At 62.9% G+C, this 19,168-nt stretch carries 16 protein-coding genes; 12 read left to right on the top strand and 4 right to left on the bottom strand.

Annotated features, from left to right (window positions below; all coding sequences use genetic code 11):
- From tssK to GSQ73_RS00055, 10 genes are all read left to right on the top strand, one after another.
- Nucleotides 1-1,431: a type VI secretion system baseplate subunit TssK gene (tssK, locus tag GSQ73_RS00100; protein WP_158879636.1), complete on the top strand. Its 1,431-nt coding sequence runs from the start codon at nt 1-3 to the stop codon at nt 1,429-1,431.
- 3 nt (nt 1,432-1,434) lie between these two features.
- Nucleotides 1,435-2,778, top strand: a complete 1,344-nt coding sequence (locus GSQ73_RS00095) for a DotU family type IV/VI secretion system protein (RefSeq protein WP_158879634.1) — start codon at nt 1,435-1,437, stop codon at nt 2,776-2,778.
- A 10-nt stretch (nt 2,779-2,788) separates the two neighbouring features.
- Complete coding sequence (locus GSQ73_RS00090) at nt 2,789-6,298, top strand: type VI secretion protein IcmF/TssM N-terminal domain-containing protein (RefSeq protein WP_158879632.1); 3,510 nt, start codon at nt 2,789-2,791, stop codon at nt 6,296-6,298.
- Between the two features lie 42 nt (nt 6,299-6,340).
- Complete coding sequence (gene tssA, locus GSQ73_RS00085; RefSeq protein ID WP_158879630.1) at nt 6,341-7,414, top strand: type VI secretion system protein TssA; 1,074 nt, start codon at nt 6,341-6,343, stop codon at nt 7,412-7,414.
- Nucleotides 7,415-7,912: 498 nt separating this feature from the next.
- Complete coding sequence (gene tssB, locus GSQ73_RS00080) at nt 7,913-8,428, top strand: type VI secretion system contractile sheath small subunit (RefSeq protein WP_158879628.1); 516 nt, start codon at nt 7,913-7,915, stop codon at nt 8,426-8,428.
- Between the two features lie 63 nt (nt 8,429-8,491).
- Nucleotides 8,492-9,976: a type VI secretion system contractile sheath large subunit gene (tssC, locus tag GSQ73_RS00075; protein WP_158879626.1), complete on the top strand. Its 1,485-nt coding sequence runs from the start codon at nt 8,492-8,494 to the stop codon at nt 9,974-9,976.
- Between the two features lie 21 nt (nt 9,977-9,997).
- Nucleotides 9,998-10,486 (top strand): type VI secretion system tube protein Hcp, encoded by a 489-nt coding sequence (locus GSQ73_RS00070; RefSeq protein WP_158879624.1) that lies wholly within the window; start codon nt 9,998-10,000, stop codon nt 10,484-10,486.
- 88 nt (nt 10,487-10,574) lie between these two features.
- Nucleotides 10,575-11,138, top strand: a complete 564-nt coding sequence (locus GSQ73_RS00065; RefSeq protein ID WP_158879622.1) for a type VI secretion system tube protein Hcp — start codon at nt 10,575-10,577, stop codon at nt 11,136-11,138.
- A gap of 18 nt (nt 11,139-11,156) precedes the next feature.
- Nucleotides 11,157-11,597, top strand: a complete 441-nt coding sequence (tssE, locus tag GSQ73_RS00060) for a type VI secretion system baseplate subunit TssE (RefSeq protein WP_158879620.1) — start codon at nt 11,157-11,159, stop codon at nt 11,595-11,597.
- A gap of 48 nt (nt 11,598-11,645) precedes the next feature.
- A complete protein-coding gene (locus GSQ73_RS00055) occupies nt 11,646-12,140 on the top strand; it encodes a DUF4347 domain-containing protein (protein WP_158879617.1) in 495 nt (164 codons plus the stop codon).
- 9 nt (nt 12,141-12,149) lie between these two features.
- Here the strand turns inward: GSQ73_RS00055 and GSQ73_RS00050 are convergent, their stop codons facing one another.
- The 4 genes from GSQ73_RS00050 to GSQ73_RS00035 form a co-directional block, all read right to left on the bottom strand.
- Nucleotides 12,150-14,057: a hybrid sensor histidine kinase/response regulator gene (locus tag GSQ73_RS00050; protein WP_254063223.1), complete on the bottom strand. Its 1,908-nt coding sequence runs from the start codon at nt 14,055-14,057 to the stop codon at nt 12,150-12,152.
- A gap of 112 nt (nt 14,058-14,169) precedes the next feature.
- Nucleotides 14,170-14,886 (bottom strand): VTT domain-containing protein, encoded by a 717-nt coding sequence (locus tag GSQ73_RS00045; RefSeq protein WP_158879616.1) that lies wholly within the window; start codon nt 14,884-14,886, stop codon nt 14,170-14,172.
- Nucleotides 14,883-15,440 carry a nucleoside deaminase gene (locus GSQ73_RS00040; protein ID WP_158879615.1) on the bottom strand — a complete coding sequence of 186 codons (558 nt, stop codon included), beginning with the start codon at nt 15,438-15,440 and terminating at the stop codon, nt 14,883-14,885. The genes GSQ73_RS00045 and GSQ73_RS00040 overlap by 4 nt, the downstream gene beginning before the upstream one ends.
- Nucleotides 15,441-15,453: 13 nt before the next feature.
- A complete protein-coding gene (locus GSQ73_RS00035; protein WP_158879614.1) occupies nt 15,454-17,232 on the bottom strand; it encodes a glutamine--tRNA ligase/YqeY domain fusion protein in 1,779 nt (592 codons plus the stop codon).
- Nucleotides 17,233-17,350: 118 nt separating this feature from the next.
- Here GSQ73_RS00035 and GSQ73_RS00030 point away from each other — a divergent pair, with 118 nt between their 5' ends.
- Both GSQ73_RS00030 and GSQ73_RS00025 read left to right on the top strand, forming a co-directional pair.
- Nucleotides 17,351-17,629 carry a DUF2007 domain-containing protein gene (locus GSQ73_RS00030; RefSeq protein WP_158879613.1) on the top strand — a complete coding sequence of 93 codons (279 nt, stop codon included), beginning with the start codon at nt 17,351-17,353 and terminating at the stop codon, nt 17,627-17,629.
- 32 nt (nt 17,630-17,661) lie between these two features.
- Nucleotides 17,662-18,180, top strand: coding sequence for an adenine phosphoribosyltransferase (locus tag GSQ73_RS00025; protein ID WP_158879612.1), 519 nt, complete (start codon nt 17,662-17,664; stop codon nt 18,178-18,180).
- Nucleotides 18,181-19,168: the final 988 nt, after the last annotated feature.

Below are 19,168 nucleotides of genomic sequence, written 5' to 3'. Positions count from 1 at the left end.
ATGCAACCCGCACGACAGGTCCATTGGGCACAGGGTGGTTTCCTCACTCCGCAACATCTGCAGGCGCAGGACGCATGGCAGCAGGCGTATGCGCTGCGTCTGCATCGACAGTTTTCGCCGTATCACTGGGGCTACGAATCGTTGGTGCTGCGCGAGGACGCACTCGCCACCGGCATGGCCACGCTTGAGCGCTTCGTGCTGCTGACGCGGCAGGGCGAACTGATCAGTGGCGGCGTCGCGGCGACGGCCGAGGGCGGCGGCAACGCGCGCGTGCCCGAACGCAGCCTGCTGGAACTGGTGGTGCCGAACAACGATCCGATCTCGCTGCACCTCGTGCTGAAACGCGAGCGCACGCTCGATGGACTGGGTCGCAGTGACGAGCGCGGCAGTCGCCTGCCGGCGCGGCATCGGCTCGACGGCGAATCGCGTGCCGATCCGTTCGATCCGCAAGCGCCCGCGGCGGACGTGGATTTTCTCGGCTACCAGGCGCAGGTCGTCACCAGCGTTGATGAGGGCGCGGACGCCTTGCTCGCCGCATGCGAGTCGTACAAGTTCGCCGAGATCGTGCCGAACGGTCCGGGCCGTTTCAAACTTTCCGCCGACTACATTCCGCCACTCGTCGCGCTGCAGGGCTCCGCCAACCTGCTGCGCTGGACGCGCGCGTTGCGCGACCTGCTGGTGTCGCGCGGTGCGGATTTCTCCAGCGTGAAACGCCAGCGCGGCATTCGCGCCGCATCCACCAGCGCACAGGAAGTCATGCGCGTGGTGATGATGCAGACCTTCGCGCGCTACATCGCGGATTTGCAGGAAGCGGTGCGCGGCGGCGTGATTCCGCCGTATCCACTCTTCATGCAGCTGCGCGAGCTGGTCGCGGAATTCTCGGTGTTCTCCGAGGACATCGGATTCGCCGGCGGGCTGCGCGACAACCCCGCCGACACCGAGCTTCCGCCGTACGACCACGACAACCTTCGGCTGTGTTTTCGCATTGCATTCCAACGCGCCGAGACGTTGATCAAGGCACTCACCGTCGGTGCGGAAGTCGGCATCACGCTCACCTACGACGGCAAGCTGTTCAAGGCCGAGTTGCCGCCGAATCTGTTCGAGTCGGACAAGACGCGCTTCTATCTCGCGTTCGAATCGGAGCTGCGCGGGCAGGATCTGTTTGGACGTCTATCCCGCACCGGAAAGATCTGTTCGATCGAGGAAATGCCGCGGCTGCTGCAGGCGGCGTTATTCGGCTTGAAGATCGATCTGTTGCCGGTGCCGCCGGAAGAATTGCCGCAGAAGACGCCGAACACCACGTACTTCCTGGTCGATACGCGACATCCGTTCTGGCAGGGCATCCGCAACGCACGCAACATGGCGGTGTTCTGCGATCTGCCGCCGGATCAGACGGTGATCAAGCTGTATCCCGTGGGCGCGGAGGAATAATCGATGGCGCGTCTCCTCGAATATTTCGTCCCGCTGTTTTCCTTCGGCCTCGCGATCGACGAACAGGTCGCCAGCGGCAGTTCGCAAGGCGGCGTGGACGAGGTGTATGCGCGCGCACGCTTGCTGATCGAGCAGGCGCGCAGTACCGCACTCACGGCGGGCAAGCCACCGGCTGCGGTCGAGTCCGCGGCGTTCGCGGTGGTGGCATGGTTCGATGAAATCATCACGCGCAATCCGCTGTGGTGGAGTCAGGCCAGCCCGCTGCAGGTGTCGTTGTTCAACACCAACAATGCCGGCAACGAGTTCTTCGAGCACCTCTCCAACCTCAAGGGCGGCGACGAGGAAGTGCGAGAGGTGTACTACCACGCGCTGCTGCTCGGCTTCGTCGGCCAGTACTACTACGAGACTGGCGATCACGGCGAGCTGGGCAAGATCAAGGAGCTCAACAGCCGCCAGTTGCCGGTGGCGCCCGCGCCATTGCACACGTTGCGCGAAGAGCAGATCACGCCGCAGCCGTACCTGATGAAAGACCCGACCGGCCCGCGTTATCCCAAGCAATGGGACGCGCTGCTGATGAAGATCGGCGCGGTCATCGCGCTGGCGATACCGCTGGCGTACCTGGTGTGGTTTTTCATGTCGCCTGCGCGCGTGACCGGGCCGACCGTGCAGCAGATGGTCGATCAGGAAACCGCGAGCTACAACTGCGCCGCCCTTACCGGCACGGTCGACAAGGACGGCGTGACCGCAGTGAGCGGTTACGTTTCCAAATCGGTCGATCTGGAACGCCTGCGCAGCGACATCGCAGGCATCAAGGGCGTGAAGACGCCGAGCTATCAGGTGAAGGTATTGATCTGGCCACACTGCGAAGTCGTGAAAATGCTCACGCCGTACCGCCAGCGCAATCTCGATCGCCACGATGGCCTCGCCGTCACGCCGACCACCGGTCACAGCGATCGCTTCATCAAGGACGAGAAGGTGATGGTGAAACTCACCCAGGCCAGCCACGAAGGCTATCTGTATGTCGACTACTACACCGTCGAGGGCGAAGTGGTGCACATCCTTCCGAACTCGCGCGATGCGCATAGCGGACAGGTCATTCCCGCCAGCCAGCAATTCGATGTGGGCAAGCTGTCCGACGGCACCGGCTGGATCACCGTCGAGCCGCCGTTCGGGCAGGAGTTGATCACCATCGTCGCTTCGCCCACGCCGCTGTACACCGGTTTCCGCCCGGATTCGGAACCCGCCAAGGATTACCTGCCCTTGCTCAAGGCATCGATCGACGCCAACCACGCCGACGACAAGTTCGTCGCCGATTTCATGACCATGCAGACCGAACCGGCGCAATGAGGACCATCGCATGAGCCTCCTTCAGAAAAACTGGTTTCGTCCCGGACTGTTCGTGATCGGCGGCATCGTGCTGCTCGCGCTCATCGCGTTCGTGGTGCCGGCGATCGTGCCCGGCATTCCGCCGCGCTTCTGGCAATTGCTGGGTCTGTGTCTCGCCGCGCTCGCGGTGCTGTGGTGGTTCACGCGTGGCGCACGCACCTATTCGCGTGCGGGCCGCGCGCGCCAGCGCATCGGCGATCTGGGTCCGGGTAATCCGGACGACGAGCGCGAACCGCTGGCGAAGATGAGTGCCGCGATCCAGGAAGCCAAGCGCACGATCCAGCGATCGCCCGACATGGCGAGCGGCCGCCAGCCCTTGTATCGCGTGCCGTGGATGCTGTTTCTCGGCGACGCCGATGCCAACGTGCACGGCCTGCTGCAGGCTGCGAGCACCACATCGCCATTTCCCGCGCCCGCCGGTGGCGAGTCCGAAGCAATGTGGCGCTGGTGGTTCTTCAAATCGATGATCGCGATCGAGACCAGCCCGCGCATCGTTTGCGATGCCTCGGCGCGCACCGAACGCGGACTCTGGTATCAGGCGCTGATGCAGCTCGCCAGCGAGCGTGATCAGCTGCCTCTCAACGGCATCGTCGCCTGCATCGGCGTACGCAGCCTGCTCGGCAACGCGGACGCGCTGAAGGAAACCAGCATGCGCCTGCGTCGCCTCGTCGACGAAAGCATGGAGCATTTGCAGATCCAGTTACCGGTGTACGTGATGGTGACCGGGCTCGATTTGCTGCCGGGCTACGCGGCGTTTCGTGGTGCCGTGCCGGCCGAAGCGTTCGCGCAGGCGATGGGTTGGCGGCTGCCGGAAAACGAAGCGGTGAGCGCCGGCACCAGCGCGAAGTTCGACAACCTCTTCGCACCGATGGCCGAACGTCTGCACGCGCTTCGACTCACCGCACTTGCCGCACGGCACGACGTGCGAGGCCGTCGCGGCGTGTTCGAGTTCGTGCAGTCGATCAGCCGTCTGCAAAACGGCCTGCGTCAGTTCGTGAGCCTGTTGCTGGAAGACAACCCGTTCCAGCGAACGCCACGTTGGCGCGGACTTTATTTCGCCGGCGCGCCAGCGAATGATACGCCCGCGGGTGCGTTCGTCGCCGATCTCTTCACGCGATTCTTGCCGGCCGATCAACCGCTCGCGACGCCGAGCCTCAAGGGCAGCGCCGGGCGCATGGGCGTCGCTGCGCTCGGTGTCGCGGCCTTGCTGGGCATGTCCGGCTATCTCACTTTCGGGTTGAGCCAGGCACGCACGGACGACGCGCAATTGCTCGCGCAAACGCGCGCGGCCTGTCAGGGTCGCGAAAACGCCGGCGCCAGTGGCCGCATTGCGTGGGTAGCCGGTTGCGGTCGCACTATCGAACAACTCGAAGCCAGCGCCGACAAGACGCAACTCGGCTTCGGCCTGCGCCGTTCGGATCGCGACATCGAACAGCTCAAGCAGGAGGTGGTTGCGGATTTCTCCAGCCTGATCCTCGCCCCGTACGACCAGATGCTCGATGACGACATCGGCAAGGGGCGCGTGGGTGTCGAGCACGTGCTGGCGGTCACGCAGCGTCTGCGCATCCTGCAGCATTGCCGCGGTCACGGCAGCGATTGCTTCGACAGCGAGTTGCCGCACAACGTGGTGTTCGATCCGCGCTCGCGGCTGTTCGCGCCGTTCTACACGGCCGATGCCGATACGCGGCGCGACAGCGACAACGCGAACGCGCTGCTCAGCACGTATCTGGGTTATCTGCGCTGGCAGAAAAGCGACGTGCTCGACGATGAGCAGCATCGCCTGCAGAGCGAACTGCAGCGGCTGCTCGCCGTGTACACACCGCGCCCGCAGGATCTGGAAGTGTGGGCCGACGCGCGCATGACCGGCCCGCGCCTGCAGGACGACTGGCTACCGGCCGATCGGCTGGTCGGCGTGGCGGCGGGCAGCCTGCCGACGATTTCAGCCGCCTATACGGCCAACACATGGAGCGGTGTGGTCAAGCCGATGACCACCACCATCGGCGACACTCTGGCGGAAAAAAAAAGCCTGGTCGATGGGTTTCGTAGTGCCTATTTCACCAGCTACTTTCACGCCTGGGCGCAATTCCAGAGCCGTTTCTTCGATGGCGTGAACCTGTGGAACGGGCATGCCGACGAACTCGCCGCGCGCGCGGCCGGCGACGACAATCCCTACCGCTTTTTTTTTGAGAGCGTGCAGCAGAATCTGTTGAGCCTGCCGCTGCAATTGCCGCTGTCGGTGCGCTGGCAGCGCGCGTGGTCGCAGACCAAGGCGGCAGGCTGGGGTGGATGGAAACCGTTTGGCGCGTTTCTCGGGCACACGGTCGGTGGCTGGTTCAGTTCCTCGGGCGTGACGCCGCCAACCTGGCTGCTGGCGATGCTGGACACGCGACACAGCGTGCTCGACAAGCAGCGCGCACTGTTCGCCAATGGTTATCTGCGACTGCAGGCCGAGGGTGGCGACCAGAATCTCTACCAGATCGTCGCCGACATTTACCGTGCGAAGGGTGCGCCGCAACAGCCGCCCGCCAGCGAGTACGCGACGCTGCTGCAATCGGTCGACCGGCCCGACGACAGCTATGCGGCCAAGTTCAAGGGCGACGATCTGGGCGCGTGGTCGGTGGTGCAGGGCCCATCACACTTGCTGCTCTATCTCACCGTGCAGCGCGCGGCCAAATACGTGCAGCAACGCTGGAACGAGGGCGTGGCCGCGCCACTGAAGCAGTTGCCGCCGGAGCAGCAGATGGCCGCGTTGTACGGTCCGCAGGGAAAACTCAACGCGTTCGTCAACGACTGGCTTGCGCCATTCGTGAGCGAGAAGGAACGCGCGCCGATCAGGATCGGCGGTGTCACGCTACCGCTGACGACGGGCTTCCAGGCGATGATGGCTGCGCAGAGCCAGGCGCAGCCCGCGCTCAATACCGACCAGCCTTTCATGGTCGGTAGTTTCAGTTTCACCGGGCCGAGCCAGGTCGGCAGCCTGGTCGAAGGTGCGCTCGGCACCGTGCTGCAGGTGGACTGCAAGGACCACAGTTTCAGCGCCAGCAGCAAGGCCCAATCGCTGGCCGAATCCAAGGTGGCGGTGTTCTGGTCGCCAGCCAATTGCCCGCAAGCAAGCCTGCGCATCAGTGTCGAACAACCGGCGCCGACCGAGGTCGCGCTGGTTCCCGCCGGATCGGCGAGCGCCGCCACCGCCGCGGCGCCGGCCGCAGCGGAGCCGCTGGTGTTGACCAAGTTGTATTCGGGGCAGGACGGTTTCGAGCAACTGCTGAAGGATTTCGCGAGTGGTTCGCACAGTTTCGCGCTGGCCGATTTCCGCGACTCGTACACGGCGCTGCAATGGGCCGACATAAGCGCGCGGTTGAGCGCGGTGGGTTTCAACCAGGCGCAGATATTCCTGACCATCGATCTGACCGACGCGATGAAGCAATACCTCGGCGCGCGCAACACGCCAGTGGCGATGCCCGCCACGATCATCGAATAGCCGTCCATCTGGATTCATCAAAGTTGTCGAAGGAGAACGAGCATGAGCATCGAACTGGCCGAACTGCTGGCGCCGATTTCACCCGACCGCCCGTGCGGTGAAGACATCAGCTTCAACGACGTCTACGACCGCGTTCGCGAAGCGCGCCGATCGGACGATCCCAACCTGCGGCAGGGCGAATGGCAGACCGATCTGAAAACTGCCGACTGGCGGCTGGTGATCCGCCTCGCGACCGACGTGCTGAGCACGCAGAGCAAGGATCTGCAGATGGCGGTGTGGCTCGGCGAAGCGCTGATTTCCACCGAGGGTGTCGGCGGTGCGAGGCAGTCGGTTGAACTGCTGCACGGCATGCTCGACACCTTGTGGGACGGCCTGTTTCCCGAACTCGACGGCGATGACGCAGAAGAACGCGCGGCGAAACTCGCCTGGTACAACATCTACGCGAGCGATGCATTGCGCCGCGTGCCGCTGTCCGGTGGCGTGGTGCCGATGACGCTGCTGCAATGGCAGGACTCGCGCGAAGTCGACAACCTCGCGCGGCAGAATCAGGAGTCGTATCAGGCCGCACTCGAGGAAGGTCGCCTCACCGGCGAAGCCTTCGACAAGGCCATGCAGGACAATTCGGCCGAAGCGGTGCTCGGCCTGCTTGAGGAATCCGATCGCGCACTCGCGACGTTCGAAGCGTTCAAGACCATGGCCGATACACGGCTCGGCCGCGCGTCCCCGTCGCTCGCCGCCGTCGAAGATGCACTCAAGCGCATCCGCCAGGTCGTCGCAAAAACCGCGCAGGCCAAGGGCATCGGTGGCGCCGCAGCCACAGCCGCGAGCGACGAATCGATGTCCTCCGCGTCATCGGGCAGCGGCTCATCGGCGTCCGCCGGCGGCACGCTCGACCTCTCCAGCAACAGCGCCGCGAGCAAGGACGCCGCATTGCGCGCCATCAGCGACATCGCCGCCTTCTTCCGCCGTACCGAACCACACAACCCGGTCGCCTTCATGCTGGAAAAAGCCGTGGTGTGGGCGAACACGCCGCTCGATGCGTGGCTCAACGAAGTGGTGAGGGATAGTTCGGTGCTGGCTTCGATTCGGGACCGGGTGGGGATTTCGGGGGAGTGATGGTTGGTCTCTGCGCTTCGCCGTCGACTTCGTCGTTCGGGCCTTTGCGTTAGATATCCACCTTCCTCATTTCGGCGAAGCCCGGGCTACCTCGCCCTCCGTCATTCCGGCGAAGGCCGGAACCGATCTCCATCGTTACGGGTAGTCAAGGGCGTTCGTGCGTTCTCGCGCTCCGTAGGAGCGCAAAAGCTCTTGCTCCAAACCAGGCACCAAAACAAAGAGTGATACCGGCTTTTGCGGGAATGACGGAGGGTTAGGAAGCCGGTCGAGTATTCACTCCCGCCTTCATGCGCGAACGTTGGAAGAGCGGCACGCAAGCGACGAACGCAAGCCCGCGTCGCAACGCCAGCGCGCCCCGCGCGACATCCACCCCCAAAGTCATAGACCAACAACTGGCCGTCCGGCTAATTCTTTCGCGTGCGTCGCGTTCCTAGACTTCGGTGTCATCGCCGTCGTGCATTCGCGCGGCGCGCTTCGCCCAACTGCCGGGGAATTGCCATGGCCAAGAAAGAAAGCACGCAACACAAACTCGATCGTGTCCGCGCACCGCGTGTGCAGCTCACCTACGACGTGGAAGTCGGTGATGCGATCGAAAAGAAGGAGCTGCCGTTCGTCGCCGGCGTGCTCGGTGATTTCACCGGTCAGCCAGCCGAACCGCTGGCGAAGATGAAGGACCGCAAGTTTGTCAACGTCGACAAGGACAACTTCGACGACGTGCTCAAGGGCATGAAGCCGCGCGTGCAGATCCAGGTGGAAGATCGGCTCAAGGGCGATGGCTCGAAGGTGGGCGTGGAGCTCAACTTCCGCAGCCTCGAGGATTTCAGCCCGGAGAACGTGGCGCATCAGGTCGAGCCGCTGCGCAAGCTGCTCGAGGCACGTCAGAAGCTCGCCGACCTGCGCAACAAGATGGCGGGCAACGACAAGTTCGAGGAGTTGCTCAACGAGGTACTGCAGAACACCGACCAGATCACGCGCCTGACCAAGGAAGTGGGATCGTCCGGCGGCTCCGAATAAGCCTCGATTGTTCGCAACGCATCCAGGCATTCACCCACGCATACGCAACGCTAGGGACAAGACATGGCCAGCACACAGCAAGAAACTGCACAGGGCGCCGTCGCCGGTGAAGCCGAGGGCAGCCTGCTCGACAGCATCCTCAGCCAGAGCCGCATCGCCAAGACCGACACCGAGCGCGACCGCGCACGCGACCTGATTTCCGAACTGGTGAATCAGGTTACCGCCGGCCAGATCAGCATTTCCAGCGATGCGATCGCTTCGCTCGATGCACGCATCGCGGATATCGACAAGCTGCTTTCCGATCAACTCTCGGCGGTGATGCACGCGCCGGAATTCCAGAAGCTGGAAGGCTCGTGGCGCGGGTTGAAATACCTCGTCGAGAACAGCGAGACCAGCACCACGCTGAAGATCAAGGTGTTCAACTGCACCAAAAAAGAGCTGGTCAAGGATTTCAAGAACGCGTCGGACTTCGATCAGTCCACGCTGTTCAAGAAAATCTACGAGGAAGAGTACGGCACCTTCGGCGGCGCACCGTTCGCCACGATGGTCGGCGACTTCGAATTCACCCGCCAGCCGGAAGACATGTACCTGCTGGAGGAAATGTCGCACGTCGCCGCGGCCGCGCACGCGCCGCTGCTGTCGGCTGCGTCGCCGGAGATGTTCGGCTTCGACAGCTTCACCGATCTGTCCGGTCCGCGCGACCTGGCGAAGGTGTTCGACACGGTGGAGTACGCGAAGTGGAAATCGTTCCGCGCATCGGAGGATTCGCGCTACGTCGGACTGGCGATGCCGCATGTGCTGGGTCGCCTGCCGTACGGGCCGGAAACCACGCCGGTGGAAAGTTTCAATTTCGTCGAGGATGTTTCCGGCAAGGATCACAGTCGCTATCTGTGGACCAACGCCGCGTACGCGCTCGGTTCCAAGCTCACCGACGCGTTCGCAAAATTCGGCTGGACTGCGGCGATCCGCGGCGTCGAGGGCGGCGGCCTGGTGGAAGGTTTGCCGACGCACACGTTCGCGACCGACGATGGCGAAGTTGCACTGAAATGCCCGACCGAAATCGCGATTACCGATCGTCGCGAAAAGGAATTGGCTGACCTCGGCATGATTCCGCTGGTGCATTGCAAGGGCACGGACTACGCAGCGTTCTTCTCCACGCAGTCCGCGCAGAAGGCGAAGGAATACAACACCGATGCAGCCAACGCGAATGCGCGGCTCGCCTCGCAACTGCAATACATTTTCGCGGTGAGCCGCATTGCGCATTACCTGAAATCGATGATGCGCGACAAGGTCGGCAGCTTCGCCTCGCGTTCGAGCGTGGAGCGTTTCCTCAACACCTGGATCACCCAGTACGTGTTGCTGGACGACAACGCCTCGCAGGAAATGAAATCGAAATACCCGTTGCGCGAAGCGACGATCGAAGTTGTGGATATTCCCGGCAAGCCGGGGGCATTCAAGGCGGTGGCGTTCCTGCGGCCGCATTACCAGCTGGACGAACTGAGCGTCTCGCTGCGTCTGGTGGCCGAGCTTCCGAAGTCGGCGCGTTGAGAATCTTTCGAGGATTGATCCATGTCACAGAGCGACTTTTTTCTTAAAATCGACGGCATCGATGGCGAGTCCACCGATGACAAACACAAGGGCGAACTGGAAATCCAGTCGTGGTCGTGGGGCGCCACCAACCAGGGCACGTTCGGTGCGGGCGGCGGCGGCGGCGCGGGCAAGGCCGACTTCAGCGACATCACCATCACCAAGTACGCCGACAAGTCCACGCCCAAGCTGCTCAAGGCCGTGGCGACCGGCCAGCACATCAAGAGCATGGTGCTGGTTTGCCGAAAGGCTGGCGGCGACAAGCAGGAATATCTGAAGCTCACGCTGACCGACGTGCTGATTTCCAGCTATCACTCCAGCGCATCCGGCGGCAGCAGCCCGATTCCGAACGAGTCCATCGGCCTCAACTACGCGGTGATCAACTACGAGTACAAGCCGCAGAAAGCGGATGGCTCGCTGGAAGGCTCGATCGCTGTCAGCTACGACCGCCACGCCAACAAGGCGACCTGAGCACGGCGTGTTTTGCATGGATGCTCCGGCGACGTCGGGGCATCCATCCTGCGTTCCGTCGATGGAACGTTCTGGCGGAGCGTAGTCGATGAGCAAAGATTTCTTTCTCAAGCTGGATGGCATCCAGGGCGAGACCAAGGACGAGGAACACCAGGGCGAGATCGATGTCTCGGGATGGTCGTTCGGCGTCAACGACGACGATGAAGATCAAGCGCGCGATGCACGCGCGATCTCCGGCGGTCGCGACAATCTCCCGGTGTTCGCCAGCGCATCGCGTCGCGCCGAGGCGGTGGGTGGCGCCGGTTTCAACGGCAGCGTTCGTGTCGGTGACCTGCATGTCACCAAGTACATCGACGGCGCTTCCGCGCCGTTGCTGAAGGCATCGACCACGCAACAGAAAATCGCCAAGGCGATATTGACTTGCCGCAAGGCGTCCGGCGCCGAAGCACTGGAGTATTTGCAGATCCAGTTGCAGGACGTGATGGTATCGAGTTGGAACGTCGGCACCGAAGACGGCGAAGTATTGCCGGTCGAACACCTGGTGCTGAGTTACAGCCGCATCGAATTCGTCTACCAGCCGCAGGGCCGCAAAGGCACTGCCGAGGGCAAGAAACACGCCGGCTGGGATCGCAAGCTCAACGCGTCGATGTAACTGCGCAGGATTCCGCCGATGCGCTCCGTGCTCGATCGTCTTACCGACAAGCCCTTGCCCGAGGATCAGGGACGCGGCATGTCGCTGCTGGAATTTCGCGACCAGATATCGCGCGATCTGGAAGCGTTGCTCAACACGCGATCAGAAGCCGCGCGCATCCTGCCCGAAGCGTTCGTCGAGTGTCGCCGCTCCTCGCTCACTTTCGGCATTCCGGATTTTTCCTCGTACAGCCTGCTCAGTCCGCGCGACCGCGATCGCATCCGCAAGGTGCTGGAACAATCCATCGGTCTGCACGAGCCGCGGCTGACGCGAGTGAAGGTGCAGCTGGAAAGCCAGCGTGCTTATGAACGCGCGTTGCGCTTTCGCGTCGAGGCACTGATCAACCTCGGCTCCGAACGCGAAAAGGTGCAGTTCGACGCCGTGCTGCAACTGAACACGCAGTCTTATCAGGTGAGTTGAACGTTCGCTTGCGAGTCGTCGCTGCGAACCGACCGGAGAAAACTTCGCATGTCCCTGCTGCATATCTACGATGCCAGCGATTTTCGCATACGCCTGATGGCGCGCTCACGTGGCACCACGACGTTGAAGGTAACCAGCTTCACCGACCTGCTGACGTCGTTGAACGCGCAGGTCGCCGCCGGCGCGCGTTTCGAACGCATCCTTTTCGAAACGCATGGCTCGCCCGGACGCATCTATTTCGATGACGACGGCGTCAGCGCTTCGACGTTGCGCAGCATGATCCCGCTTGGCTACAACCGGCTGACCACGCCCAGCGCGCGCGTTTACTTCAACGGCTGCAACGTCGCTGCGGAATCCGCAGGTTGGTCGTTTCTCGATGCGGCTGTGGAGCTGTTTCTGACGCCGGGCGGTGGCGAGGTGTTCGGCCAGACGTCGCTGGGCATCGGCAATCCGTTCAACGGCCACGTGGTGCATCTGTGGGGGGAGACGCGCAGGCTGTTCGTCGACAGCACCGGCCGCATCGTGGAACGGTTCGAGCAATAACGACGCGCGTTACGCGATCGCGCGCGAAGCCGTCCAGATGGTCATCATCGCCTCGCGCAATTGCTCGGGCGACACTGGCTTGTAGAGCACCGGAATCTTCGCTGCCATGATTTCGCGCAGGCGATCGCTGCGGGTTTCGCCGGTGATCAGTAGCCGCGCGAACGGGCGCTCGATCTTGCCCTTGAAGTGATGGTCGAGCGCGGCGAGTACGTCCAGTCCGCTCTCGCCATCGCGCAGGCGCAGATCCGAAATCACGATGTCCGGCGGCATCGGCCATTCGTGCACGGCTTCCAGTGCCTGTGAGCGATCCTCCGCGGTGACGACATCGCAACCCCAGCTCTTGAGCAGGTAGCGAATACCGGAAAGAATCGCAGGTTCGTCGTCGATCACCAGCACGCGCATGCCTGATACATCGAGTACCGGCGCTTCTTCCTGCTGGTCGAAGCCGAGCAGCGTCGGTTCGGTGAGTGGCAGCAGGAAGCTGAAAAGCGTGCCGCGATGCGGTCGCGATTTCAGTACCACGTGCAGATCGAGCAGGTCGGCGAGGCGCTGCACGGTGGCGAGTCCAAGGCCAAGTCCGCGTCGCTGGCCGTCGTCGCGCTGGTGTTCCGCGTGTTGCTCGACGCGATAGAACTCGTCGAACACGCGCGTCTGGTTTTCGTTGTCGATGCCGACGCCGGTATCCCATACATCGATGCGCACGGTGTCGCCGGGGCCGGGACGCGCGCCGACCAGCACGCCGCCGGTGTGGGTGTAGCGAAGCGCGTTGCTGACCAGGTTGTTGAGGATGCGCGCAAGCATGCTGCGGTCGCAGCGGACCCACTGGCGCGTGGGCCGCACGATCAACCGCAGGTCGTGCTGCTCGGCGATCATGCGGAAGTTGCGGCTGACTTCGTCGAACACGTGATCGAGCGGGAACTCGGTGATCTCCACCTGCATCGCGCCGGTTTCCAGTCGCGACAGATCGAGCAGTTCGCTGAAGAGATGATCAAGCGCCTGCACGCATTCCTGAATGTGTGCGATGCGGTCGAGCCGCACGGGATCATGTTCTTCCACCGCCAGCGCCGAAGAAAACAGCGTCAGCGCATACAGCGGCTGACGCAGGTCGTGCGATGCGGCGGCGAGGAATCGCGCCTTGGCGACGCTGGCTGCTTCGAGCGCCGAATTCTTGCGCGCCAGTTCGATGGTGGCCTGTTCGATCTTGCGTTCCATGCCGCGCTGCATGTCGAACAACGCAGACGCGGCGTGGTTGAAACCCTGCTGCAGTTCGCCGATTTCGGTCTGGTCGGAAATCTCCACTTCCACGCGTCGGTCGCCGCGGCCGAGTTGATTCACCGCGCGCGCGAGACGCCGCAGCGGTGCACTGATCCAGCGCGCCGCCTGCCAGCTGATCACTACCGCGATGAACAGGCTCAGCAGCAGCGCGATGATCGCGTTGCGCTGGCTCGAATGCTGCGCGGCGATCGCTTCGCTCAGGCTTACCTCGACCAGTACCGAGCCGAGTGGCGATGCGGATGGGTCGCTGTGATCCGCCACATCGCGCACCATGGTGAGGCTGTCTTCCGGGCTTGCATCGCCGTGGCCGCGGAAGTCCGCCAGGATCTCGCCGTCGGACGCGCGAATCTGCACATGCGCGACATGCGGCAGTTCACCGGTGGATTGCGCGATGCGCACCAGTTCACGCCGCTGCAGGTTGCGCAATGGCTCGGTGGAAATGGACGCGGTCTGGGTGGCGATGGCATCGGCGGTGGAGCGTCCCATCGCCTGCAACGTCATCAACTGATGCCGGGTGAGCATGGTCACCAGCAACACGGCGGTGATCAGCGTCGGAGTCAGCGCGACAAAGCCCAGCCGCTGCATCAGCGTCGCGCGCCGCCACAGCCGAACTGGAAAGCTTCTGGCCTGTGTCTGCGTCACCGTGCCCCCTCCGACAACTTGCCGTGCGCTGAGCCTAGCGCGAAACCGACATTGCGGCAGCTGGCTTCACGGGCAATCGGCGCCGCCGTCAGCCATACGACGGATGGCCGGCTCAACGCTCCGTGTCGGGTCGTTGCCGATGCTTGCGCGTGACGCGTTCCAGCAGCAACGGCAGCAGCGCGAGCAGGGCGAGCGCGCCGAGCGGCAGCAGCACCTGTCGATGCATGAAGAGATCGAAGCCGAAGGTGTCGGTCTGGCTCATCACGTCGCCGAGGCCCGCGCCGATCGATGTTTCGAAGATCAGCGTGATGGTGCCGCCCAGCCAGGTGGCGCCGAGAAACAGCCACAGCGGACAGCGCAGCCAGGCCAGCGCGACCGACACCGCACCGAACGGAACCACCGGCACAAAGCGCAGGAACAACGTGTAGCTCACCGGATGGCGCTCGAATCCGTGATGCAGTTTCGCCACTACTTTCGGCGGCTGCCGGCTGCCAGCGCCGAACGCGTAGCGGCTGGCGAGATAGAGAACCAGCGAGCCCAGCGTCAATGCGATGGAAGAACACAAGGTGGCCTCGACCACGCCGAAAGCGAAACCGCCGGCAAGAATGATGACAAAGGAGCCGGGAATGCCGGTGGCCACGGCCAGCGTGAGCAGTCCGACGAAGGCGAGTCGACTGAGCCATGGATGCGCGCTGATCTGCGCGTGGAGTTCACCCTGATGCGTCACCAGCTGCTGCGGCGTGAGCGTATCCAGCGAGCCGGACAGAAACAGCACCACGCCTGCCAGCAACAGCAGAACCAGCGGAAGCGCGGCGCGCCAGCGGCTCAATATGCCGCGCCGCTGGAACCGTACGCGGTCAGCACGCTGCGCGCTTGATCGCGCAGGATGTCGCGGCGCACGGCGATGCCGCGGCGTTCGAGTTCGCCCATCCAGTCGGCAGGCAACGGGCCTTCGTCGAACTCGGTGAGTTCTTCCACATCTTCCGAACGCGCGCCGATCAGCAATTCATCGATACCCGCCCAGATGGTGGCGCCGTAGCACTGGCAGCACGGTTGCGCACTGGTGGCCAGCGTGTAGCGGCCGCCTTGCTCGTTGAGCCGGAACGTCGACAGGCGCTGTTGCGCGGTCATGTACGCCATCATTTCCGCGTGCGCGACAGAACAGGTTTGCGGCACCACCTGATTCACGCCGACGGAAATCAGCCGGCCTTCCGCATTGAAAACCGCCGCGCCGAATGGGCCGCCGTGACCGCTTTCGATGTTGTGCCGTGACAATGCAATCGCGAGTCCCACGCGCTCGTCATCGCTGACATACGCGTGGCTCTCGTCGGCGACGTCGCCGATCCAGGGCGGCAGGGTGAGGTGAATCTGCAGAGGCAGCATGCGCGGTCTCCGCTTACTGTCCGGGTGGCCGGGCCCACACGTCGCGCAAAGTCACCGTGCGGTTGAACACGGGCAGCGCCGAGGTGTGATCGACGCGATCGGCAACGAAATAGCCGAGCCGCTCGAACTGGAAACGCTGCTCGCGATCGACATGCGCGGCGGCCGGTTCCAGCCAGCCGCGCACCACGCGCTTGGCCTGCGGATTCACGTGCTCGAGCCAGGTCTTGCCGTCTTCCTCGTTCTCCGGCGCGGCTACGTTGAACAGGCGGTCGTACACGCGCACTTCGGTGCTCACCGCGTGCTTCGCGCTGACCCAGTGGATGGTACCTTTCACTTTGCGATCGGCGCCGGGCAGGCCATGGCGTGTTTCAGGATCGAGCGTGCAACGCAGTTCGATCACGATGCCGTTTGCGTCCTTGATCAGCTCCTCGCACTTGATGATGCCGACGCCGCGCAGGCGCACTTCGCCCTCGGGCTTGAGGCGATGAAAACCCTTCGGCGGAATCTCGGCGAAATCGTCCTGCTCGATCCACAGCTCACGCGAAAATGGCACGGCACGCACGCCGAAGCTTTCGTCCTTCGGATGATTGGAAAACGTCAGCGTTTCCTCGTGGCCATCGGGCAGGTTGGTAATGACCAGCTTCAGCGGATCGAGTACGGCCATGCGGCGCGCGGCGGTGACGTCGAGATCTTCGCGGATGCAGCCTTCCAGCACCGAGTAGTCGATGATGCTGTTCTGCTTGCTCACGCCGAGGCGATCGATCAACAGGCGCAAACCGGCCGGCGTGAAACCCCGACGGCGCAGGCCGCGCAGCGTGTTCATGCGCGGATCGTCCCAGCCGTCCACCACGTTTTCGCTCACCAGCTGCGCAAGCTTGCGCTTGCTGGTGATCGAGTAGGTGAGGTTGAGTCGCGAGAATTCGATCTGTCGCGGCTTCGATGGAATCGTCGGGATGTTCGCGTTGAGCAGCGAGCGCCACAGCTCGGGATGGTTCGGTAGATCGACGCGATCGACGAACCAGTCGTACAGCGGACGGTGATCCTCGAACTCCAGCGTGCACAGCGAATGCGTGATGCCTTCGAGCGCATCCGACAGGCAATGCGCGTAGTCGTACATCGGATAGATCGGCCACTGGTCGCCGGTGTTCTGGTGCGTGACCTTGCGAATGCGATAAATGGCCGGGTCGCGCAGGTTCGGGTTGCCCGCGCTCATGTCGATCTTCGCGCGCAACGTCTTGCTGCCATCGGCGAATTCGCCAGAGCGCATGCGACGAAACAGGTCGAGGTTTTCTTCCACGCTGCGATCGCGATAGGGCGAATTGCGACCGGCAGTCACCGTGCCGCGATACTCGCGCATCTCTTCGGCGGTGAGGTCATCGACATACGCCACACCGTCCTCGATCAGCTTGAGCGCGGAGAGATAGAACACCTCGAAATAATCCGACGCATGACGCAGCCCGTGCCATTCGAAGCCGAGCCAGCGCACGTCGTCCTTGATGCCTTCGACGAACTCCGGGTCTTCCTTGCCGGGGTTGGTGTCATCCAGGCGCAGGTTGCACCAGCCGCTGAATTCCGCCGCGATGCCGAAGTTCAGGCAGATCGCCTTGGCGTGGCCGATGTGCAGATAGCCGTTCGGCTCCGGCGGAAACCGCGTGTGGATCGCCGCATGTTTGCCCGAGGCCAGGTCGTCGCGCACGATCTGCCGGATGAAGTCCTGGGTCTGGGTCACGGCCGGTGGCGGCGTGGCATCAGCGGACGTGGCAGGTGCGGCGGCGGGACTTTCGATCGACATCGTGCGCAACTCTCGGGCGATAGCGGAAACGGCCAAGTTTACCCTGTCGCCCGTGACAGGCGCAGGAAGCGCCATTCCGGCGCTTGCCGCGCACTGGCATGCGGGTTAGCGTGCGGACATGCACACCATTTACCGCGCCGATAACCTGTTCGATGCCCACCTCGTCAAGGATGCGCTGGAAGCCGAAGGCATCCCGGCGTTCATCGCCGGCGAATACCTCACCGGCGCCGTCGGCCAGCTGCCCGCCATGGATTACATCGCCGTGATGGTGCCCGAGTCGAGCTTGGCTATCGCGAGCGGCATCGTGCATCTGGTCGAAGCGCGACTCACCGAAGCGCGGGCCGCCATCGACGACATCGGCGAACTGCCGGATGGGCCGATGGTTGTGCCTTGCTGATTAGCGGCAAGCGAGATCATCAAGGACACCCGATGCAAGAACTGGCTGCACTGATCCGCGCCGTGCCGGATTTCCCCCGACCCGGCGTGATGTTCCGCGATGTCACGCCGCTGCTGGCCGATGCTGCCAGCTTCGCGCGCTGCGTCGACGCACTCGCCGAGCCGTGGATGCACAGCAACGTGCAGGCCGTATGCGGTATCGAAGCCCGCGGCTTCATCTTCGGCGCCGCACTCGCGCAGAAACTCCACGCCGGTTTCGTGCCCCTGCGCAAGCCCGGCAAGCTGCCGCCGCCTGTTGTGACTGCGGACTATCAGCTCGAATACGGCACCGATCGATTGGAAGCGCAGTGCGATGCGTTGAAGCCGGGCGAACGCGTGTTGCTTGTCGATGATGTGCTGGCCACGGGTGGCACGCTGGCGGCAGCGCGTGCGTTGGTCGATCAGCTTGGTGGCGAGGTGGTCGGTGCCAGCGTCGTCATTGAACTAATGGCGCTGCGTGGACGGGATCGTTGGTCAGGCAGGTCGCAACTGCACAGCCTGTTGCGTTATTGATTTCTCACCTTGAGGCCTAACCGGAGTTAAGCGGTGGCGAAGCCGTCCGCCTCGAACGAGTAGTTAGGGGAGCAATTAACCCGGCCCTTGGTAAGAAACATAGGCTATTGCTGCCGCAGACAACAAGGCGAATGATGCGAGCACAATACCGACGCCAAAAACACCGCGCTGCCAAGGCTGCAAAGCGTCCCACTGAGATGCAAACTGTGCAAACGGAATGCCAGTGATTGCCTGAAGCAGGCCGGCGAGTGCGTACCCAGCGGGTATGGCGAACTCCCACGGCATGTGGTGCCAGCCCAGAGAGTTTAGCCAGTACCCGATGCCAAAAAAAATAACGAATAAGGCCGACGCCCACACAAGTTGCAAAAGTCCTTTTGTCCGGATATTGCTAAGCACAGCCTTTGCCCCCCTAACGCTGGAGTTAAGCGGCAGCGTAGCCATTCGCCTTGAACGAATTGTTAGGCGCTCACTCGCCAAACGGACGATTCTTGCAGCCAATATAAACAATGTTCGCAATATTCGGCTGACAATGGAGACATGTTGCGACGATATAGGCTGAGTCTTGGCCAACGCAGAGGACGTCTGCCGCAGTGAGGGCAAAATAGCTGCGGCGCTTTAATACTGAGGGTTACGCCAATTATGAGTAGCCCAACGGAGAAAGCAACGAACGCTGCGATGAAGTATGACGCGCCAAAAACCGCGACTAAGACAATTGGGGCTACTGTACTTAATAAAGCTAGCGGCCAAAGCCACAAAGTACCGCGCCTATTGGCTGTGCAGCGCTGTGACCAGGCGCGCATAACTTCAAGGTCGATAGTGAATTTCTGATCCATGATTTGGCCTGACGCTGGAGTTAAGCGGCGGCGGAGCCGTCCGCCTCGAACGAGATGTTAGGCCTGCACGTAGAAACCCCACACGCCTGTCGATAGCTCACCCGCCGCAAACCGCACGCGCTTACTACCGTCTTGGATTTCGTACTGCCACATCC

The organism is Rhodanobacter sp. L36 (assembly GCF_009765755.1).
GTDB lineage: Bacteria > Pseudomonadota > Gammaproteobacteria > Xanthomonadales > Rhodanobacteraceae > Rhodanobacter.
The sequence above is the reverse complement of the archived record's forward strand: the minus strand, read 5'-3'. Positions and strand labels throughout refer to the sequence as shown.

Coding starts and splice junctions, on each gene's coding strand:
- tssK (WP_158879636.1), top strand. CDS start 1: ATGCAACCCGCACGACAGGTCCATTGGGCACAGGGTGGTTTCCTCACT.
- GSQ73_RS00095 (WP_158879634.1), top strand. CDS start 1,435: ATGGCGCGTCTCCTCGAATATTTCGTCCCGCTGTTTTCCTTCGGCCTC.
- GSQ73_RS00090 (WP_158879632.1), top strand. CDS start 2,789: ATGAGCCTCCTTCAGAAAAACTGGTTTCGTCCCGGACTGTTCGTGATC.
- tssA (WP_158879630.1), top strand. CDS start 6,341: ATGAGCATCGAACTGGCCGAACTGCTGGCGCCGATTTCACCCGACCGC.
- tssB (WP_158879628.1), top strand. CDS start 7,913: ATGGCCAAGAAAGAAAGCACGCAACACAAACTCGATCGTGTCCGCGCA.
- tssC (WP_158879626.1), top strand. CDS start 8,492: ATGGCCAGCACACAGCAAGAAACTGCACAGGGCGCCGTCGCCGGTGAA.
- GSQ73_RS00070 (WP_158879624.1), top strand. CDS start 9,998: ATGTCACAGAGCGACTTTTTTCTTAAAATCGACGGCATCGATGGCGAG.
- GSQ73_RS00065 (WP_158879622.1), top strand. CDS start 10,575: ATGAGCAAAGATTTCTTTCTCAAGCTGGATGGCATCCAGGGCGAGACC.
- tssE (WP_158879620.1), top strand. CDS start 11,157: ATGCGCTCCGTGCTCGATCGTCTTACCGACAAGCCCTTGCCCGAGGAT.
- GSQ73_RS00055 (WP_158879617.1), top strand. CDS start 11,646: ATGTCCCTGCTGCATATCTACGATGCCAGCGATTTTCGCATACGCCTG.
- GSQ73_RS00040 (WP_158879615.1), bottom strand. CDS start 15,440: ATGCTGCCTCTGCAGATTCACCTCACCCTGCCGCCCTGGATCGGCGAC.
- GSQ73_RS00035 (WP_158879614.1), bottom strand. CDS start 17,232: ATGTCGATCGAAAGTCCCGCCGCCGCACCTGCCACGTCCGCTGATGCC.
- GSQ73_RS00030 (WP_158879613.1), top strand. CDS start 17,351: ATGCACACCATTTACCGCGCCGATAACCTGTTCGATGCCCACCTCGTC.
- GSQ73_RS00025 (WP_158879612.1), top strand. CDS start 17,662: ATGCAAGAACTGGCTGCACTGATCCGCGCCGTGCCGGATTTCCCCCGA.